Source organism: Tolumonas osonensis, from assembly GCF_014202415.1.
Taxonomy (GTDB): domain Bacteria; phylum Pseudomonadota; class Gammaproteobacteria; order Enterobacterales; family Aeromonadaceae; genus Tolumonas; species Tolumonas osonensis.
In genome coordinates, this window is the sequence record NZ_JACHGR010000008.1 from 1 (window position 1) to 21,969 (window position 21,969).

Annotated in this window: 22 protein-coding genes; 11 read left to right on the plus strand and 11 right to left on the minus strand. The window is 53.3% G+C overall.

Annotation, left to right across the window (positions count from 1 at the left end):
* Nucleotides 1–336: 336 nt before the first annotated feature.
* A complete protein-coding gene (locus HNR75_RS11585) occupies nucleotides 337–909 on the plus strand; it encodes an RNA recognition motif domain-containing protein (protein WP_188027147.1) in 573 nt (190 codons plus the stop codon).
* Here the strand turns inward: HNR75_RS11585 and murI are convergent.
* The 4 genes from murI to HNR75_RS11605 all read right to left on the minus strand — a co-directional run bounded on the left by murI (nucleotide 895) and on the right by HNR75_RS11605 (nucleotide 4,093).
* Nucleotides 895–1,683 carry a glutamate racemase gene (gene murI, locus HNR75_RS11590; RefSeq protein ID WP_343043277.1) on the minus strand — a complete coding sequence of 263 codons (789 nt, stop codon included), beginning with the start codon at nucleotides 1,681–1,683 and terminating at the stop codon, nucleotides 895–897. The genes HNR75_RS11585 and murI overlap by 15 nt on opposite strands.
* 70 nt (nucleotides 1,684–1,753) lie before the next feature.
* Nucleotides 1,754–2,737 carry a serine/threonine protein kinase gene (locus tag HNR75_RS11595; protein WP_188027148.1) on the minus strand — a complete coding sequence of 328 codons (984 nt, stop codon included), beginning with the start codon at nucleotides 2,735–2,737 and terminating at the stop codon, nucleotides 1,754–1,756.
* Nucleotides 2,738–2,744: 7 nt separating this feature from the next.
* The gene (locus tag HNR75_RS11600) at nucleotides 2,745–3,011 is read right to left on the minus strand and encodes a YihD family protein (RefSeq protein WP_188027149.1); all 267 of its coding nucleotides are present in this window, start codon (nucleotides 3,009–3,011) and stop codon (nucleotides 2,745–2,747) included.
* Nucleotides 3,012–3,061: 50 nt separating this feature from the next.
* Nucleotides 3,062–4,093: a phytoene/squalene synthase family protein gene (locus HNR75_RS11605; RefSeq protein ID WP_188027150.1), complete on the minus strand. Its 1,032-nt coding sequence runs from the start codon at nucleotides 4,091–4,093 to the stop codon at nucleotides 3,062–3,064.
* 121 nt (nucleotides 4,094–4,214) lie between these two features.
* Between HNR75_RS11605 and ubiD the strand changes: the two genes are divergently transcribed.
* Entirely contained in the window at nucleotides 4,215–5,684 is a 1,470-nt protein-coding gene (gene ubiD, locus HNR75_RS11610; RefSeq protein ID WP_188027151.1) for a 4-hydroxy-3-polyprenylbenzoate decarboxylase, read from the plus strand.
* A 41-nt stretch (nucleotides 5,685–5,725) separates the two neighbouring features.
* Nucleotides 5,726–6,424, plus strand: coding sequence for an NAD(P)H-flavin reductase (gene fre, locus HNR75_RS11615; protein WP_188027152.1), 699 nt, complete (start codon nucleotides 5,726–5,728; stop codon nucleotides 6,422–6,424).
* A 62-nt stretch (nucleotides 6,425–6,486) separates the two neighbouring features.
* Here the strand turns inward: fre and ubiK are convergent, their stop codons facing one another.
* A complete protein-coding gene (ubiK, locus tag HNR75_RS11620) occupies nucleotides 6,487–6,741 on the minus strand; it encodes a ubiquinone biosynthesis accessory factor UbiK (RefSeq protein WP_188027153.1) in 255 nt (84 codons plus the stop codon).
* A 54-nt stretch (nucleotides 6,742–6,795) separates the two neighbouring features.
* Nucleotides 6,796–8,628, minus strand: a complete 1,833-nt coding sequence (gene recQ / locus HNR75_RS11625; protein WP_188027345.1) for a DNA helicase RecQ — start codon at nucleotides 8,626–8,628, stop codon at nucleotides 6,796–6,798.
* Between the two features lie 244 nt (nucleotides 8,629–8,872).
* On the opposite strand from recQ, the gene HNR75_RS11630 reads away from it, so the two are divergent.
* From HNR75_RS11630 to HNR75_RS11665, 8 genes are all read left to right on the plus strand, one after another.
* The gene (locus HNR75_RS11630) at nucleotides 8,873–9,406 is read left to right on the plus strand and encodes an AbiTii domain-containing protein (RefSeq protein ID WP_188027154.1); all 534 of its coding nucleotides are present in this window, start codon (nucleotides 8,873–8,875) and stop codon (nucleotides 9,404–9,406) included.
* Nucleotides 9,407–9,529: 123 nt separating this feature from the next.
* Nucleotides 9,530–10,408 carry an EamA family transporter RarD gene (rarD, locus tag HNR75_RS11635; RefSeq protein ID WP_188027155.1) on the plus strand — a complete coding sequence of 293 codons (879 nt, stop codon included), beginning with the start codon at nucleotides 9,530–9,532 and terminating at the stop codon, nucleotides 10,406–10,408.
* Nucleotides 10,409–10,551: 143 nt separating this feature from the next.
* Nucleotides 10,552–10,857: a PTS sugar transporter subunit IIB gene (locus tag HNR75_RS11640; RefSeq protein WP_188027156.1), complete on the plus strand. Its 306-nt coding sequence runs from the start codon at nucleotides 10,552–10,554 to the stop codon at nucleotides 10,855–10,857.
* Between the two features lie 65 nt (nucleotides 10,858–10,922).
* Nucleotides 10,923–12,227 carry a PTS sugar transporter subunit IIC gene (locus HNR75_RS11645; protein WP_188027157.1) on the plus strand — a complete coding sequence of 435 codons (1,305 nt, stop codon included), beginning with the start codon at nucleotides 10,923–10,925 and terminating at the stop codon, nucleotides 12,225–12,227.
* A 28-nt stretch (nucleotides 12,228–12,255) separates the two neighbouring features.
* Complete coding sequence (locus HNR75_RS11650; RefSeq protein ID WP_188027158.1) at nucleotides 12,256–12,594, plus strand: PTS lactose/cellobiose transporter subunit IIA; 339 nt, start codon at nucleotides 12,256–12,258, stop codon at nucleotides 12,592–12,594.
* On the plus strand, nucleotides 12,591–13,994 hold the full coding sequence (locus HNR75_RS11655) for a GH1 family beta-glucosidase (protein WP_188027159.1): 1,404 nt from the start codon (nucleotides 12,591–12,593) through the stop codon (nucleotides 13,992–13,994). The genes HNR75_RS11650 and HNR75_RS11655 overlap by 4 nt, the downstream gene beginning before the upstream one ends.
* Before the next feature lie 46 nt (nucleotides 13,995–14,040).
* Nucleotides 14,041–14,313, plus strand: a complete 273-nt coding sequence (locus tag HNR75_RS11660) for a SemiSWEET transporter (RefSeq protein WP_188027160.1) — start codon at nucleotides 14,041–14,043, stop codon at nucleotides 14,311–14,313.
* 96 nt (nucleotides 14,314–14,409) lie between these two features.
* The gene (locus tag HNR75_RS11665) at nucleotides 14,410–15,435 is read left to right on the plus strand and encodes a LacI family DNA-binding transcriptional regulator (protein ID WP_188027161.1); all 1,026 of its coding nucleotides are present in this window, start codon (nucleotides 14,410–14,412) and stop codon (nucleotides 15,433–15,435) included.
* A 91-nt stretch (nucleotides 15,436–15,526) separates the two neighbouring features.
* Here HNR75_RS11665 and HNR75_RS11670 read toward each other — a convergent pair whose 3' ends face one another.
* The 5 genes from HNR75_RS11670 to nfo form a co-directional block, all read right to left on the minus strand.
* The gene (locus HNR75_RS11670) at nucleotides 15,527–18,637 is read right to left on the minus strand and encodes an efflux RND transporter permease subunit (RefSeq protein ID WP_188027162.1); all 3,111 of its coding nucleotides are present in this window, start codon (nucleotides 18,635–18,637) and stop codon (nucleotides 15,527–15,529) included.
* 2 nt (nucleotides 18,638–18,639) lie between these two features.
* Nucleotides 18,640–20,001, minus strand: coding sequence for an efflux RND transporter periplasmic adaptor subunit (locus tag HNR75_RS11675; protein WP_188027163.1), 1,362 nt, complete (start codon nucleotides 19,999–20,001; stop codon nucleotides 18,640–18,642).
* Nucleotides 20,002–20,081: 80 nt separating this feature from the next.
* Entirely contained in the window at nucleotides 20,082–20,450 is a 369-nt protein-coding gene (locus HNR75_RS11680; RefSeq protein WP_188027164.1) for a copper-binding protein, read from the minus strand.
* A gap of 108 nt (nucleotides 20,451–20,558) precedes the next feature.
* Entirely contained in the window at nucleotides 20,559–20,960 is a 402-nt protein-coding gene (locus HNR75_RS11685) for a hypothetical protein (protein WP_188027165.1), read from the minus strand.
* A gap of 96 nt (nucleotides 20,961–21,056) precedes the next feature.
* The gene (gene nfo / locus HNR75_RS11690; protein WP_188027166.1) at nucleotides 21,057–21,896 is read right to left on the minus strand and encodes a deoxyribonuclease IV; all 840 of its coding nucleotides are present in this window, start codon (nucleotides 21,894–21,896) and stop codon (nucleotides 21,057–21,059) included.
* Nucleotides 21,897–21,969 lie beyond the last annotated feature (73 nt).

Consider the following 21,969-nt stretch of genomic DNA (forward strand, 5'->3'; position numbering starts at 1 on the left):
TGACGTAACTCGCTGATTCCTCAGTTCGTTGCGGCGTCTGCCGTGTCAGTGAGGGCGCATTATAGGGAGCAAAGTTTTTTAGGCAAGCGCTTTTTGTGATTTTTTTCACATTTCTTTTTACCAACAAGATGTACGCATCTACCCACAAACTTATCCACAAAAATAGGGTTCACCGCTGTTTTTATTCTTCTTTTATTGCATTACACCGATGGTAATTACCAGAAAATGTTAACTGGCTAGCGTTAAAGCAGCGTCTGCATGGCGGGGATTGTCATAAGCATCTACCATGGGGGATGACATCATCTCTATAACAACAATTTTAGTGAGTGCTATTCAATGAACATTCCACCACGTTATATATATTGTGTACTGGTTACTGCTGTACTGGCAGTGGCCGGTTATTTTATTTCTTCGGCTATTGCGATTGGTATTCTGATTGGCGGCCTGATTTCTCCTTTATTTGCTCTTTGCGGCAATGCGCCTCAACACTCTGTTTCGCCTGTATCGACTCCAACACCCGTGGCTTTTGCCAAATCATCCTCTGCCGCATCTGCAGCGGCTGCAATCTCCGAGCCTGATGAATCAGTTGTTATCAGCCGGGCAGAGTATGCAGGTGAGGTGAAAACAATTTATGTTGGCAACCTCCCCTACCGGGCTAATGAAGCTGCAATCCGGAAATTGTTTTCTGAACACGGCCTGGTGCTTTCTGTTCGTCTGGTGAAGGATCGGGATACGGGTAAACGCCGTGGTTATGGCTTTGTCGAAATGCCGGCAGCAGCAGCCGATGCGGCTATCGCTGCATTAAATGAGGCTGAATACCTGCAACGTACATTGAAAGTACGCGAAGCAAACGAGAAAAAAGAGGCTCTGAAACCGGAAGACGAAAGCGCGAATTCAGCAGAGCTCTAAGATTTGTAAAGATTGAAAGCCGTATTCGGTAAGGATGCGGCTTTTTTTATTGGCGTCCTGATCCAGCACCGTACAGAATGCCTTGCCCGCCGGATAGGTAACACTTTGGGCATCCTTACCTTTCAACAGCGTCGCTACGCGTTTAGCAATGGCAGCTCCAGAGTCCACCAGTTGTACGCCGGGCATCAACCGGTAAATTTCTTCTTTTAACAGCGGAAAATGAGTACATCCGAGCACCAGAGTATCAGGTGGTGTGGGATGAACCAGCAATGGCTGTAATGCCAGATGAATGGCTTGTTCATCCACCTCATATCCCGCCATTTTTCTTTCAGCCTGAACCACCAGCTCGGTTACTCCCAGCTTTAGTACCTGACAATGAGTCGCAAACTGGGCAATCAACTGAGAAGTATACGGACGTTGCACAGTACCCGGAGTCGCCAATAAACCAATACTGCCGTTTCTGGTTAGTGCTGCTGCAGGTTTGATGGCCGGGACCACACCCACGACAGGGATAGAAAGCTGTTCACGCAATGCGGGTAACGCAATCGTACTGGCGGTATTGCAGGCAATCACCACCAGATCGATTTGCCGTTCTGAGACCAGATGTCCAATCAGCAAACAACACCGTGCAGTAATGATGTGCTCCGGCTGCTCACCATAAGGAAAGAAGGCATTATCAAAGAGATAATCATAGCGATGACCGGGCAGAGCACTGCGGACTTCCTGGTATACAGACAGCCCCCCCATACCTGAATCAAAAAACAGTATGTTCACATTGATTCTCACCTGATAACGACGCGTGGATCATACTCCCTTCCATTGCAGACGTCATCGGGATAAAACGTTAACAGTTATAGTTGATTACTGCCTTTGGCTGTTCTAATAACTGGGCCTGTTCGGTCAGCATGCGGAATTGGTTTTGCCAGTAATCATGCTGATTAAACCAGGGGAAAGCCTGCGGAAAGGCAGGATCCTGCCAGCGCCGGTGCAGCCAGACCAGGTAGTTCAGCATGCGCAGGGTCCGTAATGGCTCAATAAAACCCAACTGCCGTTCATCGAACTCACAGTAAGTCTCGTAACCATCCAGAATCGTATAAAGCTGCTGCCGCTGTTCATTTTCATCACCGGACAGCAGCATCCAGATATCCTGCATGGCTGGCCCCATGACGCAATCATCCAGATCCAGGATTACTGGTTCATCTCGCCAGAGAATATTGCCGGCATGACAGTCGCCATGCAAAGCCAGCTGCGAGGCTGAAAAAAGCGCATGCGTCTGTAATTGCTGCTGCAGTTGTGCCAGCAGGGCATCCCAGGGTAATGCCGATGTTCCCCATGGCTGATGTTGCAACAGATAATTGATCGGGGTAGTAACGCGATTAATCGCATTAAATTCAGGACGGTGCTGCAGCGTATAATTAGAAGCGCGGGCATGCCAGCGTCCCAGCGCCTGTCCTACCATCTCCAGTTGAGCCATATTATCCAGCTCCAGCCCCCGCCCGGGACGGTACGGCCAAACCGCATAATAAAAGCCATCAACCTGATGTAACGCGTACCCGTTCTGTACCACAGGCGCGATAACCGGCACATCATGCGCCAGCAAAAACTGTGTCAGTTCGTGCTCTTCCTGCAACTGCTGCAAATTCCAGCGCTGCGAGCGGTAGAACTTCACAACATATCGCTGACGATCTTCCGCCTGAAACAGATAAACCCGGTTTTCATAGCTATTGAGCGGCGTCAGACCGGATTCGGGATATAAATTCAGGGCCGCCAGAGCCGATACAATCAACTCCGGGGTTAAGAACTGGAACTGAAATGATGCGTCTTGCATGTAAACCTTATTTGATGATGCCGCGGGCGCGCAGAATCGCCTCTTTGAAATCAGGAACTGCATCCTTCGCCAAGCCCGGGATCATTTCCGCTTCGCCACGGCTGCGCATTTTCAGTTGATAAATCAGGGTATCATCACTGATAGCATGCAAAGGCTCAGTGAATCCGGCCTCTGAGGCAACTTTCTGCAGGAATTGCAGCAGGCTCATATCCTGATCCTTCAGCCATTCATCCTGCAATAATTCCAGCAGTTCTTCGATACGGTGACATTGCATGGTACTTCTCCTGATGCAGAAAAATAGTATTTACAAGCTATGTTTGTAGCTTACCAACAACTCACCGTCCGGTATAGCTGCCGGTAACAACGACGCTGACAACCCAATCCGCGCGACCACCAGGCAAACAACCATTGCAGGCCATGATTAAATCGTCCGGTTACCCGGCACCACACAATAACCCGGCGGACATCGTTACGGCTGATTTTGACATTATCGCCATTCAGATAATCTTCCGAATTCTGGATTTTCTGCAAAGTCAGTACCGCCATGCCAAGTGCCCAGAGACAGAATTGACGCAGCCCCTGCTCTTCTGCCGGTAAGGCCAGTGTGTAATCCAGCGCATCACGCAGATGGCCTGTGGCAATGGCGACCAACTCTTTTCTGCTGCGGATGAGCGTTTGTTTATCTGCAGGCGGCCAGTGAATGCCATTTTGGGTGAGTGTTTGCGGCCACCAGCAGACGCCTCGGCGGGCATCGTCCCAGACATCTTTCAATATATTGGTCAGCTGTAAACCAAGTCCAAAGGAGACAGATAACGCACGTAACTCTTCTTTATTTGCCGACAGGGAAGGACGATAAGCAATAAATAATGCTGTCAGCATTTCGCCGACCACCCCGGCAACCGCATAACAGTAATGGTCCAGTGCCATTTGATCGGCCAGTCCTTGCGGTGAGGCCTGATGCTGATAGCGGGCCATACCCTGGCTCATGATCACGATAGCCCGCTGCAGGATCTGACGAACTTCATCAGGGAATTGCTGATAGTGCCGGATTACACTGGCTGTCTGACGGATGAGTTCTTGTTCCGCTGACGAGGTGCCGTCAGAAAGACGTGGGGATAGCTGTTCGTACAGAGCACTCGCAGGCTCCTCGCCGGAAAGGATATCGAGAAAAAGCTGAATAAATACCGCTTTCTCTTCACAGGCTAGTACCGGTTCATCTTCGATCGTATCGGCGATCCGGCATAACAAATAGGCATTGCCAACCCAGTCCGCCAGCGGAGCAGGCAGTTGTGGAATGGTCAGTGCAAAGGTACGGGAAACTTTAGCCAGTAATTCGGCTTGTAGGAGTTCGGTCATCGGATCGATTCTGAATATTTGCCGGCAGACGAAAGTTTATCACTGATTGGCGTCGTCCGCAGCAAGCCAAATCGATGAACTCTTCGTATAATCAAAACAGTTTTATTGACCGGTAACCCCTATGAAATACCGAGACTTACGTGATTTTATCGACTTGCTGGAACAACGCGGCCAGCTAAAGCGTATCCGTCAGGAAATCGATCCTTATCTGGAAATGACGGAAATTGCCGATCGGACTCTGCGTGCCCAGGGCCCGGCATTGCTGTTTGAAAATCCGAAAGGCTCTCGCCATCCTGTACTGGCGAACCTGTTTGGTACACCGCAACGGGTAGCCTGGGGAATGGGGCAGGACGATGTCAGCGCCTTGCGTGATGTCGGTGAATGGATGGCGATGCTGAAAGAGCCGGAGCCGCCGAAAGGATTGCGCGATCTGTTTGATAAACTGCCGCTGTTCAAGCAGATCCTGAATATGCCGGTGAAACGGCTGAGCAAAGCGCCCTGTCAGGAAATTATCCTGACGGGTGATGACGTGGACCTGAGTCAGCTGCCGATTCAGCATTGCTGGCCGGGCGATGTGGCGCCGTTAGTCACCTGGGGTCTGACCATCACCAAAGGTCCGTATAAAAACCGGCAAAATCTTGGCATCTACCGCCAGCAATTGCTGGCGAAGAATAAGCTGATCATGCGCTGGCTGGATCACCGTGGTGGCGCTATCGATTTTCGTGAGTGGCAGGAAGCTCATCCCGGTGAGCCATTCCCGGTCGTTGTCGCGATTGGCGCAGATCCGGCCACCATTCTGGGCGCGGTGACGCCGGTGCCGGATACCTTGTCGGAATATGCGTTTGCCGGCTTGTTACGTCAGAGCCGGACTGAAGTCGTCAAGGCACTGAGCTGTGACCTCGATGTGCCGGCCAGTGCAGAAATCGTACTGGAGGGCTATCTGATGCCTGGCGAAACAGCGCCGGAAGGCCCGTACGGTGATCACACGGGTTATTACAATGAAGTCGAGGATTTCTCCGTCTTTACCATTACCCATATGACCATGCGTAAAGATGCCATCTACCACAGCACCTATACCGGCCGTCCGCCGGATGAACCGGCCATGCTGGGTGTGGCGCTGAACGAAGTGTTTGTACCGCTGCTGCGTAAACAATTCCCGGAGATTGTCGATTTTTATCTGCCACCGGAAGGCTGTTCTTACCGGCTGGCGGTGGTCACGATTAAAAAGCGTTATCCCGGCCATGCCAAGCGGGTCATGATGGGGGTATGGAGCTTCCTGCGCCAGTTTATGTATACCAAGTTTGTGATCGTTTGTGATGAAGATGTTAACGCGCGCGACTGGAATGACGTAATATGGGCCATCACTACACGCATGGATCCGGCCAGAGATACTACGCTTATAGAGCATACACCGATTGATTATCTGGACTTTGCCTCACCCGTTGCGGGTTTGGGTTCTAAGATGGGTCTGGATGCAACCAATAAATGGCCGGGTGAAACACAGCGCGAATGGGGTACTCCCATTCATATGGATGAGGCGGTAAAACGCCGTGTTGATGAACTCTGGGATTCGCTGGGCATTCTCGACTGAATACCTGCCTATCCGCAAGAACCGTTATAACGAGGAATGTTATGCCACGCACTGTCTGTCATCTGGAAACCCTGCATGAATGCGCGGAACATATCTGGCATGTCCGTCTGATCCCGGAACAGCAGATTGCCTATAAACCGGGGCAATATCTGCAGGTAATCATGGGCGAGAAAGATAAACGTTCATTTTCAATTGCCAGCTCGCCGACCCGGGGCAATGTACTGGAACTGCAGATCGGCGCCACCCCGGGCAACCCGTATCCGGGAGAAGTGCTGGAAGCATTACGTACCAACGGCCAGATAGAGATAGAAATGCCGTTAGGAAACGCTTATCTGCGTGAACACAGTGAGCGGCCGATCCTGCTGATTGCCGGCGGCACAGGTTATAGTTATGCCCGTTCTATTCTGCAGTATCTGGTTGATCACCAAATGCCGCGCCGTACTTATCTGTATTGGGGCGTACGGAAAGCCGATCAACTGTACGAAGGTGAAGAAGTTTTAAACTGGGCCAGTGAGTTTAAAGACCTGACTTTTGTGCCGGTGGTGCAGTTCCCGGATGATGACTGGCTCGGTCGCAGCGGCTTTGTGCATGAAGCGGTGCTGAGTGATTTTCACTCGTTCGGCCAGTTTGATATTTATGTAGCCGGGCGCTTTGAAATGGCAGCAGTAGTTCGTGAGGCGTTACGTCATCGTGGCGTGGAAGATGCGCAGCTCTTCGGAGATGCATTTAATTTCATCTGATACAGAAACGGCACCGGATATATCAGGTGCCGTCTGCTCATTCCTGCACTAACGGCTGCTGATTAGTCACGTTCAGCCAGTTGCTTTTCCAGTTGCTGCAGTTTTTCTTCCAGCGCCTGCAGCTTTTCGCGGGTGCGCAACAAAACCTTGGTCTGGACATCAAATTCTTCGCGGCTGACCAGATCCAGCTTCATCAGTTGTGCCTGAATCACCTGCTTAACTTTTTTATCGACCTCTTCACCGACACTTTTCAGTCCCGGTGGCAGTGCGGCCTGAATAGTGCGCGCCATCTCTTCAATTTTGTTCGGATTAATCATGCTGTTCTCCTCATACACTGCGCGATTTTGCCGCAGGATGCGGTAACTTACCAGCTACAGGTCGGCATGTTCACGGATACATTCCAGAAATGCTTCGCCAAACCGTTCCAGCTTGCGATACCCGACGCCGTTGATCATCAACATCTCTGCATCGGTGGTTGGTTTGAACTGTGCCAGCTCCAGCAAGGTGGCGTCGTTAAACACCACATACGGCGGGATGCCCTCTTCTTCGGCCAGTTGCTTCCGCAGTTTACGCAATTCCCGGAACAAAGCGGCATCTTCGCCCTGCGCCAGTTCCAACTCGCGACGACGCAGCTTCTTCGCCGAAAGCAATTCGGTCCGCGGCACCGCCAGCTCGAGGGGCTGTTCTCCCCGTAAAACGGGGCGTGCCGCTTCGGTCAGTTGCAGTACCAGATGCCGGGTAATGTTCTGTACCAGTAATCCCTTATGGATCAGCTGGCGCAGCACCGACAACCAGTATTCATGTGATTGATCCTTGCCGAGACCATAGGTCGACAGCTTGTCGTGTCCGAGTTCGCGGATACGCTGACTTTGGGCACCGCGTAATACCTCGATCACATGTCCCATGCCGAAGCGCTGGCCGACCCGGTACACACAGGACAAGGCTTTCTGCGCATCTTCGGTGCCGTCATAGGTTTTCGGCGGATCAAGACAGATATCGCAGTTACCACAAGGCTTGGCGTGATATTCGCCGAAATAATTCAGCAACACCTGACGCCGGCAGGTCTGCGCCTCAGCAAAGGCCGACATCAGATTGAGCTTGAAGATCTCAACCTGGCGCTGTTCCGCGTTTTCGTTGTTTTCCAGCAGCCCGCGCACCCGTTCAATGTCCGCCGGATCAAACAGCAGTAAGGCTTCGGCCGGCAAGCCATCCCGCCCAGCACGGCCGGTTTCCTGATAGTAGGATTCGATATTTTTCGGGATATCGTAGTGCACCACAAAGCGCACATTGGGTTTATCGATTCCCATACCAAAGGCCACGGTCGCCACCACAATATCCAGATCATCGCGGATGAAGGCGTCCTGTACGCGGGCGCGTTCCTCGGTGGGTAATCCGGCGTGATAGCAGGCGGCGCGATAGTTCCGCACTTTCAGCAGGTCCGCGACCTCTTCGGTACGTTTACGGCTGGTGCAATAAACAATGCCGCACTGCCCGGCCTGTTTTTGCACGTAATGTAATAACTGCTCGGAAGGCTTAAATTTTTCTACCAAGGTATAGCGGATGTTCGGACGGTCAAAACTCGCCAGATGAAAAAAAGGATCAGACAGTCCCAGCCGGTTGAGAATGTCCTGCCTGGTCGCATCGTCTGCGGTAGCCGTCAGTGCGGCGATGGGAACATGCGGGAACAGCTGTTTCAGCTTGCCCAGTTCGGCATATTCCGGACGGAAATCGTGTCCCCATTGCGAAATACAATGCGCCTCATCAATCGCGATCAGCGACAGCGGGATATCTTGTAGGCGGGCAAGAAAATCCGGTAACAGAATGCGCTCCGGCGCGATATACAGCAGCTTCAGATCACCACGCCAGAGCTGGTTGTATACCTCCGGCAGTTCATCCCGCGACAGGCCGGAATGCAGACCGGCCGCAGCAACACCGTTGGCGCGCAATGCATCCACCTGATCCTTGATCAGCGCAATCAGCGGTGACACCACGATCGCCAGACCAGGGCGCACTAGTGCCGGCACCTGATAACACAGCGATTTACCGCCACCAGTCGGCATGATCGCCAGCACATCGCGTCCGGCGACCAACTGTGCAATAACGGTGTCCTGCCCCGGGCGGAATGACTGATAACCAAATACCTCCCGCAGCACGTCTAACGGCTGAGGATACGGATGTGACTGCACGGAAAAGACTTCCTGCATGGCGGACTCTGAAATCATGGTGACATTCTAATTAACAACCGCGCCCGGCGATACATCCGTGTAAACAGAATGAATAATCAGACAGTTATTCTGCATATAATTTTTGAGCCCAGGCTGCTCATTTTTTATTCAAATTTGTAACTATACGTAAAGATTTTATTTCATATAGAATTGACATGAGTCAATTTCTTGCCCGGCATTGATTGCAACCTCGTTCCATACTATGAGCAGGGAGGAGTGACCTATGAGCCAGACTACAGCGATTCGCAGTGACGAGTTACTGCGTCAGTTAGAAAACTTGCGGCATACCGCGCAGGATCCAAGCCTGTTGCTCTGGTTGCAACGGGAGCTGGAAGGTTATGGCATCAGTGATGAACTCCCCTGGTACCGGATCATGGAATGCCGCCAGCGGGGTTTGTTCATGCAACAGGGCACCGCGCATCAGCATACTTATCAGATCAATGAAAAATGCCTGTGTCAGCGGGATATGGAACAGGTACGGTTTTTACTGATTCGCGGACCACTGTCCAGTTATCTGGATAGCCATACGCCCACTCTGGAACGCTGGCCGGATAGCCTGTTACTGGAATACAGCAAGTACCTGATTCCGGAACATATTTGTTTATATGCCTGGAAAGAACCGGTTGCCTCAATACGGGAACATTTGCTGCAGGGTATCTGTAGTTTGCTGAAACAGTATGTGCCATCGATGCCTCGCGAGCTGGAAAGTCCGAACCGCTCCCTTCGCGGTTTACAACACCGTCACTGGTCGGTCTGAGTCGTCAAACCAGCAAAATGCATAATAAGTAATTAGTGAATACCTGAATTGCAGTGGCTTATTCCATGATGGAATTGCCTGTGGTATATGCTTGTTCCTCCTCTTCTTTTTCTATTATTTACTATGAAGTCGTCGACCCAAGGGATGTTGTATGCCCTGACTGCGTTTTTTATCTGGGGGGTGGCCCCGCTTTATTTCAAACATATCGGTTTTGTCCCTGCCGGTGAAATTGTGACCCACCGGATCATCTGGTCCTGTGTATTCCTCATCCTGCTGGTATGGTGGACCAAATCCGGCCGGGCCGTGCTGGCGGTGTTCCGGCATCCGCGGTATCTGGCGCTGCTGACCCTCACCGCGGTGCTGATTGCCGCCAACTGGTTACTGTTCATCTGGGCGATCAACCACGATCATATGCTGGAATCCAGTCTCGGTTATTTCATCAATCCGCTGCTGAATATTCTGCTGGGTATGCTGTTTCTGGGGGAACGGTTGCGCCAGTGGCAGTGGTTTGCGGTCGCGCTGGCGGTTTCCGGCGTGGTGCTGCAAATCGTCACCCTGGGTGTCTTCCCCTGGATTGCGTTAGCGCTGGCCGGAAGTTTTGCCGTTTATGGCCTGCTCCGGAAGAAAATGGCGGTGGATTCGCTGACCGGGCTGTTGGTTGAAACTCTCGTGCTGACCCCGGTCGCGGCCTGGTATCTGTTTCTGTATGCCGACAGCGCCACCAGCCAGCTGTCGCAGAACACCCTCGCCCTGAACCTCTGGTTAATTGCGGCCGGTATTATTACCACGGTGCCGCTGCTCTGTTTTACCGCCGGCGCCAAGCGTCTGCGCCTCTCCACAATCGGCTTTTTTCAGTATATCGGCCCCAGCCTGATGTTTATTTTTGCCATCACGCTCTACCACGAACCGATCGTCTGGCAGAAGTGGCTGACCTTCGCCCTGATCTGGTCAGCACTGGTAGTTTTCAGCTGGGATGCCCTGCGCCACACTCAGCAAAATTAAGCCCTGATCACGATCCTGATCAGGAAGTAATCAGATTTTGCGAAGCCCATCATACATTCTGTAACCGGTTGCTGTAACCGGTTACACATCTTCCTATACTCTCTTCCGACACACACCATAAGGGAACGTTGGGGAGTTTAACCATGAAGAAAATATTTCTCTGCTGTGCTGCCGGTATGTCTACCAGCATGGTTGTAAACAAAATGAAGCAAGCTGCTACTCAGAAAGGTGTAGAAGCGGAAATCATCGCTGTTGCAATGGAAGAATTCGACAGCACGCTGCCAAAATATGACTGCTGTCTGTTAGGACCGCAAATCAAATACAAGTTCGACGAATTCAAGAAAAAAGCCGAAGCAGTAGGCAAGCCGATTGCTGTGATCAACAGCATGGATTACGGCATGATGCGTGGCGACAAGATCCTCGCCGACGCACTGGCGATGATGGCTTAAAAAATAAGACGGCGTAATAAGTTGTAGCCCCTTTTTAACAACACACTGTCTCCGGGAGACAAATTATGTCCCACGCATTTTTTGATTTTATTGAAAACACCATCAGCCCAATCGCCGCGCGTGCGGGTACTCAACGTCACATTATGGCGGTTCGTGACGGTTTTATCGGTGCGATGCCATTCATGATTGTAGGTTCATTCCTGCTGGTGTTTGCATTCCCACCGTTTTCACCAGAGACCACATTTGGCTTCGGTCAGTGGTGGCTGGCGATGTCGAAAAACTATTTCAACGAGATCATGACACCATTCAACATGTCGATGGGGATCATGGCCTGTTATATCAGTGCAGGGATTGCGTATAACCTGGCACAAAGCTACAAAATTGACGCCTTCCCATGCGCCATGCTGTCGCTGATGACTTTCCTGCTGATTGCCGCGCCAATGAAAGACGGGACGCTGCCAGCGAACTTCCTGGGTGGTACCGGTATTTTCACCACCATCATCGTCGGTATCTATGTCACCGAGCTGATGCGTTTCCTGAAAGTACGCAATATCGGCATCAAACTGCCGGAACAGGTACCAGAGAAAATCCGTCAGTCTTTCAACCTGCTGATCCCGGCGTTGATCGTGATCCTGACCATCTACCCACTGAACCTGTTTATGCAACATCAGTTCGGTATGATCCTGCCTGACGCTATCATGGCGGTGTTCAAACCACTGGTTTCTGCAGCGGATTCTCTGCCTGCCATCCTGTTTGCGGTATTCCTGGCGCACATCTTGTGGTTTGCCGGTATCCACGGTGCCGCGATCGTCGGTGGTATTCTGCAACCTTTCTTCCTGGTAAACCTGGGTCTGAACCAGGCTGCGCTGGCGGCTGGCCAACCTCTGCCTCACACCTTCGTTGAACCGTTCTGGTCATTCTTCATCGTGCTGGGTGGTTCTGGTGCAACCTTAGGTCTGGTCCTGCTCTACATGCGCAGTAAATCAGCTCACCTGCGTTCCATCGGTAAACTGGGTATCGTGCCTGCCTGCTTTAACATCAACGAACCGGTGATTTTCGGTAGCCCGATCGTGATGAACCCGGTGCTGTTCTTCCCATTCGTGGTAGCTCCGATGGTGAACGCCACTATCGCCTGGTTTGCCGCTGGTTCTGGTCTGATTGGCAAGGTGATCTCACTGGTACCGTGGACTGCGCCAGCGCCAATCGGTGCAGCATGGGGTGCCGGCTGGGTAGTGAGTAACGGTTTGCTGGTTGTCGCACTGATTGTGATTGACCTGCTGATCTACCTGCCATTCTTCAAAGTGTATGAAAAACAACTGCTGGCTCAGGAAGCCGAGAACGAAGCAGAAATGCATGCACAGACCGCTTGATTAACGAATAAGAATAGGAAATTTGGCAATGAACGAAGAAGCTGAATTCAATCTGGAATCCACCGTCATGGAACTCATCATCAATGCAGGCGAAGCGCGCAGCTTCGCCATGCAGGCCCTGCGAGCTGCCAAGCAGCACAACTGGGCACAGGTTGATGTGTTACTGACGCAGGCATCACAAGCATCCAAACGCGCCCATGACGTACAGACCATGCTGATTGGGCTCGACGAAGGCACAGGTAAAATCCCGGTGAATCTGATCATGGTGCATGCTCAGGACCATATCATGACCTCCATGCTGGCGCGGGAAATGATCGAGGAACTGATCGAAATCCACAAACAGTTAAGCAAGGGAGCAAACGCATGAGCGTGTTCCCGCAAGATTTCCTGTGGGGTGCGGCTACGGCGGCCTATCAGGTAGAAGGCGCGCATGATGCGGATGGGAAAGGACTTTCCAACTGGGACGTCTATTCCCATCTGCCCGGAACCACTTACATGGGTACCAACGGTGATGTCGCCGCCGACCATTACAACCGCTTCAAGGAAGACGTGGCACTGATGGCCGAACTCGGCATGAAGAGCTACCGCTTCTCCGTTTCATGGCCTCGCATCTTCCCGACAGGGCGAGGTGAGGTGAATGAGGCTGGCGTGAAATTCTACAGCGACCTGATTGATGAGCTGCTGAAACATGGTATCGAGCCGATGCTGACCATGTATCACTGGGATCTGCCGCAAGCGCTGCAGGATGAAATCGGTGGCTGGGAATCCCGCGAAATCGTGGATGCCTTTGAAGGCTATGCCCGTTTGCTGTATGAGCGTTTCAGTGATCGCGTCAAACTGTGGGCCACCTTTAACGAAACCATCGTCTTTACCGCGTTTGGTTATCTGACCGGCATGCATCCGCCGGGAGTCAAAGATCCGAAACGCGCCATTCAGGCCTGTCACCATGTGTTTATTTCTCATGCCCGAGCGGTGGAAACCTTCCGCAAGATGGGTGTGCAGGGTCAGATCGGCTTCGTCAACGTGATGCAGCCTAACGACCCGATCAGCGATAAGCCAGAAGATGTCAAAGCCTGTGAATTTGCTGAAGGCTGCTTTACCCACTGGTTCTTTGATCCGGTGCTGAAAGGCGAATACCCAGCTGAATTGCTGGCGATGTCGCAGGCGGCATTTGGCGTACCGGCATTTGCGCCGGGCGATGCTGAACTGCTGAAGAACAACATCTGTGATTTCATTGGCCTGAACTATTACAAACGCGAAATGATTGCCGCGAACCTGGATGTTGATGGTTTCGCCATGAATACCTCCGGTCAGAAAGGCTCCGGTCAGGAACTGGGCTTTAAAGGTCTGTTCAAGATGGTGCGTAACCCGAATGGCCGTTATACCGATTGGGATTGGGAAATCTATCCGGAAGGCTTAACCGACGCCATCATGCGTATCAACAAGCGTTATGGCAAGGTACCGATCTACATCACCGAAAACGGGCTGGGTGCGAAAGACCCGATCGTGAATGGTGAAGTACTGGATCAGCCGCGTATCGATTACCTGCGCGACCATATTCAGGCAACGGCAGAAGCAATCAAGCTGGGCGCGGATGTACGGGGTTATTACCCGTGGTCATTCATTGACCTGCTGTCCTGGCTGAATGGCTACCAGAAACAGTACGGTTTTGTTTACGTGGACCATGAAAACAATCTGGCGCGTAAGAAAAAACTGAGCTTTGGCTGGTATCAGGACGTCATCCGTACCAATGGCGAAAAACTGTAACTAAACCTGCCCCTGCTGCTGCGGGGGCTTTTCCGGAGAGAACATCATGGACATGTCGACAACCGAACTGGTGGGCCTGGTGGCAGGATGTCTGACCACCGGTTCCTTTGTCCCGCAGGTGATCAAAACCCTGCAAACGAAAGATGTGTCAGGGATTTCACTGGTCATGTACATCGCCTTGTGTACCGGCATTACCCTGTGGTTGATTTATGGCATGATCAATCAGCAGGTCTCGATCATTGTCGCAAATGGCATCACTCTCATTCTGGCACTCATCGTGCTATACCTGAAAATCCGTTACCGGAATCAGCGACTCTGACCTTCTGTCGATGAGGAGCTTGCGGTAACCCGTGACGATCTTGGATAATTCCCGTTTTGGCGAATTGATCAGCGGTTCATTCAGGTAGGGTAAAACATGGCAACAATAACAGATGTCTGTCGGCTTGCAGGCGTATCCAAAGCGACAGTATCCCGCGTACTGAACAATACCGGACAGGTGAAAGAAGCTACCCGCGAACAGGTCTATAAAGCCATTCAGGAACTGAATTATCGCCCCAACAGTCTGGCACAGGCGCTGGCAACCCAGCGTTCCAATACGATTGGACTGATCCTCTCTGATTTTAACGGTAACTTCTTCGGCGATTTACTGCGTCAGGCGGCACAAAGCGTGGAACTGGCCGGGAAGCATCTGATCGTTACCGATGGTCACGATAATCCCGAACGCGAAATTGCCGCTATCAACATGCTGGTCGATCGCCGCTGCGATGCCATCGTGCTTTACAGCCGCTTCATTCCGGAAGAAAAACTGATGGAAATGATTGATGAGTTGCCCGTGCCGCTGGTCGTCATGAACCGTCAACTGCCGAAAGCGCCGGATCGCTGCATTGTATTTGCCCAGCAGGAAGCAGCCCATGCCGCTGTCACGCATCTACTGGAACTGGGGCACCGCGATATCGCCTGTATCACGGCACGGATGCGAACGCCTACCGCCAAAGCCCGTTTGCAGGGTTACCGCGATGCACTGGCCGATTACGGTATCCAATATAATCCGAACCTGGTCGCGCACGGTGAGAACCTGATCCCGAGTGGTTACACCGCTTGTCAGGAGTTGCTGCGCAATGGTTGTCATTTCAGCGCGCTGTTCTGCTGTACCGATAATATGGCGGAAGGGGCTTACCGCGCATTAAGCGAAGCCGGTTTGAAAATTCCGGATGATATTTCTGTATTCGGTTTCGATAATGAACAGATGACCGCGTTCATGACCCCGTCACTCTCCACGGTCAACATTCCGGTTGTCGACATGACCAAAATGGCCATTGAACAGGTCATCAAACTGATTAACGGCGAGAACACCTTTGCCATTCCGCTATTCCACGGTGAGCTGGTATTACGCGAATCTATCCGTCAGTACCAACCGAAAAGCAATACCCAAACTAATTGAAATTACAGCTAGGCGACAAGTGAACGCCGTCAACAACGCTGCAACTTCAAGTACGACAGGTAAAAGAGCCTCCGCAGAGGCTCTTTTGTTATCAGCGCAGCTTGTGCTGCCACTGTTTCACCAGCGCATAGATAGCCGGGATCACCAGTAACGTCAGGATCGTGGACGAGACCATGCCGCCCACCATCGGCGCGGCGATCCGGCGCATCACTTCCGAACCGGTGCCGGTGCCCCACATGATCGGCAATAAGCCACACATGATGGTGACCACGGTCATCATCTTCGGCCGTACGCGCTCCGCGGCGCCCACCACAATCGCCGTGTAGAGATCGGCGACGGTCGGCGTCTGGTTTCCGGTAAGCTGTGACAGTTTTTCCTTCCAGGCATGTTCCAGATAGATCAGCATGATCACCCCGGTTTCTGCCGCGACCCCCGCCAGCGCAATGAATCCGACTACCACGGCGACTGACCAGGCGTAATTCAGCCACCACATCAGCCAGATCCCGCCCACCAGCGCAAACGGCACGGAGAGCAGCACAATCAGGCTGTCGGTCAGATTGCGGAAGTTGAGATAGAGCAGCAGGAAGATGATCAGCAGCGTAAACGGCACCACGATCGCCAGACGTGCTTTGGCGCGTTCCATATACTCAAACTGACCGCTCCAGCTTAAGTGATAACCCGGCTCCAGTTTAACCTGCTGCGCAACCGCCGCTTTGGCATCGGCGACATAGGAACCAATATCACGGTCGCCGAGATCAACATACACATAGGCGGAGAGTTCCGCATTTTCGGTACGGATACTCGGTGGTCCCTGCTCCAGCCGCAGACTGGCCAGTTGCCCCAGCGGGATCAGCCCGCTATTGGTCGGCACCAGTACTTCACTGGCAATCGCTTGCGGCGTATCGCGCAGTTCACGCGGATAACGCAGGATCACACTATACCGTTCCCGTCCTTCCACCGTATTGGTGATGGTTTCTCCGCCCAGCGCGGTGGCAATCACGTTTTGCACCGTACTGATCGACAGACCATAGCGCGCCAGTGCATCCCGATCCGGTATCAGCGTCAGATAATAGCCGCCGGTGATGCGCTCTGCATAGGCACTGCGGGTGCCCGGCACCGACTTCACCGCCTGTTCCACCTGACGGGCAGTGCGCTCGATCCCGGCCAGATCCGGGCCGAATACCTTGACCCCGATCGGGGTACGGATCCCGGTCGAAAGCATGTCGATACGCGCCCGGATCGGCATGGTCCAGGAGTTGGCGATCCCCGGCATCTTCACGGCCTTATCCATCTCATCCACCAACTTTTCCGGTGTCATGCCCGGCCGCCATTCCGATTCCGGTTTCAGATTGACCACTGTCTCGAACATCTCCAGCGGCGCCGGATCGGTCGCGGTATTGGCCCGTCCGGCTTTACCGAACACCGATTCTACTTCCGGGAACGATTTGATGATGCGATCCTGCTGCTGCATGACTTCCGCCGCTTTGGTCACGCTCATCCCCGGCAGCGCGGCCGGCATAAACAGCAACGTACCTTCATGCAGCGTCGGCATAAACTCGCTGCCGATCTGCTTCAGCGGGATCCAGGTTACCCCCAGCATAATCAACGACAGCACAATCGTCGTTTTCTTAAAGCGCAGTACCCAGCCGATAAACGGTTTGTAGCCGGCAATCAGCACCCGGTTGATCGGGTTTTTCTGCTCCGCAATGATGTGGCCGCGGATAAACAGCAGCATCAGCACCGGCACCAGCGTGACCGACAGCAACGCTGCGGCCGCCATCGAGAAGGTTTTGGTGAATGCCAGCGGGCTGAACATGCGCCCTTCCTGCGATTCCAGAGTAAACACTGGCAGGAAGGAGACCGTAATGATCAGCAGCGAGAAAAACAGCGCCGGACCGACCTCTTTACAGGCCTCATAGATGATGTCACGCCTTGGTGTGCCGGGTTTCGCCCGCTCCAGATGCTTGTGCGCATTTTCCACCATGACTATCGCGGCATCGATCATCGCCCCGATGGCAATCGCGATACCGCCAAGACTCATGATATTCGAATTGAGCCCCAGCAGATGCATGCCGATAAAGGCCGCCAGAATACCGACCGGCAACATCAGGATCGCCACCAGCGCGCTGCGCACATGCAGCAGGAACACGATGCAGACCAGCGCCACGATGGCGCTTTCCTCCAGCAAGGTCTTCTTCAGGGTATCAATCGCGCGGTAAATCAGATCCGAGCGGTCATACACCGGCACCACTTCCGCTCCCGCAGGCAGACTGGCTTTCAGGCTTTGCAGCTTGGCTTTGACCTGTTCGATGACATTCAGCGCATTTTCACCGCTGCGCGCCACCACAATGCCGGCCGCCACCTCCCCTTCACCGTTCAGCTCCGCCAGGCCGCGTCGTTCATTCGGCGCCAGCTCGACCTGTGCCAGATCGCCGACCCGGACCGGGGTGCCGTTCACCGCTTTCACCACCAGTTGACGGATATCATCGAGATTGCGCAAATAGCCCTTAGCCCGCACCATGAACTCGGTTTCCGCCATTTCAATCACGCGGCCACCGACATCCTGATTGTTATTGCGGATAACATCCATCACCTCAAGCGGAGAAATGTTGTACGCCTGCAGTTTGCGCGGATCGAGCACCACCTGATACTGCTTCACGAAACCGCCGACACTGGCCACTTCTGCCACACCAGGCGTTGCCGAGAGCGGATAGCGCAGCGTCCAATCCTGCAGCGAACGCAGTGCCGCCAGTGACTGGTTTTTCGCCACCAGCGCATACTGGTAGACCCAACCCACGCCGGTGGCATCCGGTCCCAGGGTCGGGGTGATACCTGCCGGCAGCTTACCGGAAACACCATTGAGGTATTCCAGCACCCGCGAGCGCGCCCAGTAGAGATCGGTATGGTCTTCAAAAATCACATACACGAAAGACGAACCGAAAAAGGAGTAACCCCGCACCACTTTGGCTTTCGGCACCGACAGCAAGGCCGAAGTCAGCGGATAGGTGACCTGATCTTCCACCACCTGCGGCGCCTGGCCGGGATAGTCGGTATACACGATCACCTGCACATCCGAGAGATCCGGAATGGCATCCAGCGGGGTTTTCATCACCGCATAGATACCGCCAGCAATGGTAAGCAAGGTCAAAAGCAGCACCAGAAACAGGTTATGCAGCGACCAGCGGATCAGACCCTGTAACATGGTTACTGTCCTCCCATACTGGAGAAGGCGGCCTGCAGATTACTTTCCGAATCGATCAGGAAGTTCGCCTGCGTCACAACCTTTTCGCCCGCGCTGACACCGGCAACCGCAATCTGCCGTTCGCCTTGTCGCACTTCACCCCGCGCCAGCACCTGCACGTTACGTGGCACATATTGGCCTTCGCCTTTATCGATCAGCACCACCTGCCGCTGGCCACTGTCGATCAACGCCGATTCCGGGATCACCAGTTGCTTATCGCTTCCCACCGGTACTTGTAACCGGGCTTCCGCATACATGCCGGGTTTCAGCTTGCCCTGCTGGTTATCCAGTTCAATCCGCACCTGTACCGTCCGCGTTTCGGCATTCATGGTCGGATAGACAAAAGTGATCTTGCCCGTGAAGGTTTCTGCCGGATAGGCATTCACCTTGACCTGCACGTCCTGCTCCACTTTGACGGCCGCCAGATCCTGCTCGAACACTTCCACCAGCAGCCAGATCCGGGATAAATCCACGATCTGATACAGCGCCTCACCGGCACCGAATCTCATCCCCTGGGTAATATTCTTGCTCAGTACGATGCCATTGGTGGGCGCCGTTAACGGCAGCGTGCGTTTCACGTCACCGCCCTCCGCCAGACGACGGATCGCGCCTTCCGGAATGTCCCAGTAACGCAGTCGCGTCAGCGCCGCCGATCCCAACCCGGCATCAGCGCTGCCATTCGGTTTGAATTGACGGGCAATGCGGTATTCCTGCTGGGCCACGATCAGTTCCGGACTATACAACTCGAACAGCGGCTGTCCGGCTTTGACCATCTGCCCGGTGGCATTGACGTAGAGTTTTTCCACCCAGCCATCCAGCTTGCTGGTGACGGTGTACTGCCGGCGTTCATCCACCGCAAACATGCCGACCGCCTTGATCTGCCTGGCCAGTTGCGCCGTTTGTACCGCCACGGATGTCACGCCCAGATTCTGCCGGCGAACTGCATCAATCTTCACCAGCCCTTTCTCGGCAGGCGCATCATCGGCATACACCGGAATATAATCCATGCCCATGCTGTCCTTTTTCGGCACAGGCGAGGTGTCCGGTTGTCCCATCGGATTGCGGTAATAGAGGATTTTGCGCTCTTTCGGTTGCGCATTCACTTCATCGGCATACACCGGAATGTAATCCATGCCCATGCTGTCTTTTTTCGGCACCGGCGAGGTGTCCGGCTGCCCCATCGGGTTCCGGTAATAGAGAATTTTACGTTCTGCCGGCTGGCTTTCCGTCGTGGTGCTGGCCGACTGATGCGCAAACCAGCCATAACTGGTCGCGCCGCCCGCCAGCACACCCGCCAGCAGCAGTAAAACTGATGATATTTTCATGCCCGACTCCACACCCGGCGGTTCGCCGGGCGTTATTCAAACCCTGTCCAGTAACCCATCACGGTTACTGACTCATCGCATTACATCGTGTGCAGCGAGACGATTGTCGGTGCTTCACCTTCGTTGGTGGTGAACATCGCCATGATGGTTTGACCCGGTTGCAGCCCCTCGAGCAATGTTGCATCCGCCACTTTGAACGGCATGGTCATCGCAGGCCAGCTCAGCTCCGTCACGGCATCATGTTCCAGCGTGACTTGCTGATTTGCCGCATCTACAGCCACGATCCGGCCATTTAACGGATAACTCTGCTGTTGCTGCTGGCTCATATTCATCGCCGGCATCTGACTCATGTCATGCGACATTGTCGCTTCTGCCTGTGAGCCGGCAGCAAACAGTGCGCTCAGGGTGAACAAGGCAATACGGGCAAATGTAGTAGTAGTGGAAGTCATTCTCTTATCTCCGAAAATCAATGCATAACCAGCCAGAATGCTGGAATAAAGCTATAAGCAAATGCTGACGATAGCGTCAGTGAAACAGAGCGGTCAGCCCTGAAAGATTCAGATGATAAGAGTGAGCGGAGGCGGCGAGAGAACACCGGGAATGAAGTCACGATAGAGCGAATCTACCGTCGGAAAATGCAGTTGCGTTTGTACTGCCAGCTCCCGCACCGGAACAATCGCGGGAGGAATGCCGGTACACAGCGGCAGACAGCTGGCACATTGTGAACCATGCTGCTGCATATCATGTGGGGCGGATGTATCGTGATGCGGCTTCATGGCCACATCCGTCAGCGCCATGTCCATGTCATCATGACAGGAGACCTCCATCGCCGGTTCAGCATACCCGGTCTGTACCACGTTCAGTTCCGTTCTGGTCATCGACTGCCACGCCGCGACCGACTGGAATGGAATCCAGCCTGTCAGCACCAGCATGAGCAGTAACCCGAAACGTCGCAGCACGTCGTAAATCCTGTAAAAAATCCGGTTATTTCGCCATGAGCATAAACAACCTTACCAAGAGTCTCAAGATTGCCACTGTGGGAAGGTGATAAATATTTACACCAACTGCCGCAGCCAGCGGATCTCGTCCGGCCAGATATCCGGGTTGACCGTTTCCAGAATCAACGGAATACGGTCGAAACGCGGGTCGCGCATAATGAATTCAAATACCGCCGTCCCCAGATTACCTTCCTGCAGGCTGTGGTGACGATCCACCCGGCTGCCAAAGGTGCATTTCGCGCCGTTGAGGTGCATACCTTTCAGATAGTTAAAGCCGACGATTCGCTCAAACTCGGCAAAGGTCACACGGCAATCGGCTTCCGTACGCATATCGTAACCGGCGGCAAACGCATGGCAGGTGTCATAACAGACACCAACGCGGGATTTGTCCTCCACCTGGTCGATAATCGCCGCCAGATGTTCAAACTGCCAGCCCAGATTGGTACCTTGCCCGGCAGTATTTTCAATCACCGCCGTCACCCCCTGTGTCTGATCGAGCGCGATATTGATCGACTCGGCAACACGGCGCAGGCTCTCGGCTTCAGGGATGGCATTGAGATGACTGCCGGGATGAAAGTTCAGATAACACAAACCAAGCTGCTGGCAGCGCTGCATTTCATCAATAAAGGCCACCCGCGATTTTTCCAGCGCTTCCGGCTCCGGATGCCCCAGATTAATCAGATAGGAGTCGTGCGGCAGGATCTGTTCCGGCAGAAAACCGGCCCGTTCACAGGCCTGGCGAAAGGCAACGATGGTCTTGTCGGTCAGCGCCGGGGCATGCCACTGCCGCTGATTTTTGGTAAACAGCGCAAAGGCATTGGCACCGATTTCCACGGCCCGCTCCACCGCCAGTTCAAGTCCGCCAGCCGCGCTGACATGAGCCCCAATGTATTTCATTAATCGTTTCTGCCTTGTTTATCTTGTTATAAATCCGCCAGCAATCGCAGCAATCTCACGTATTTACGTAAAA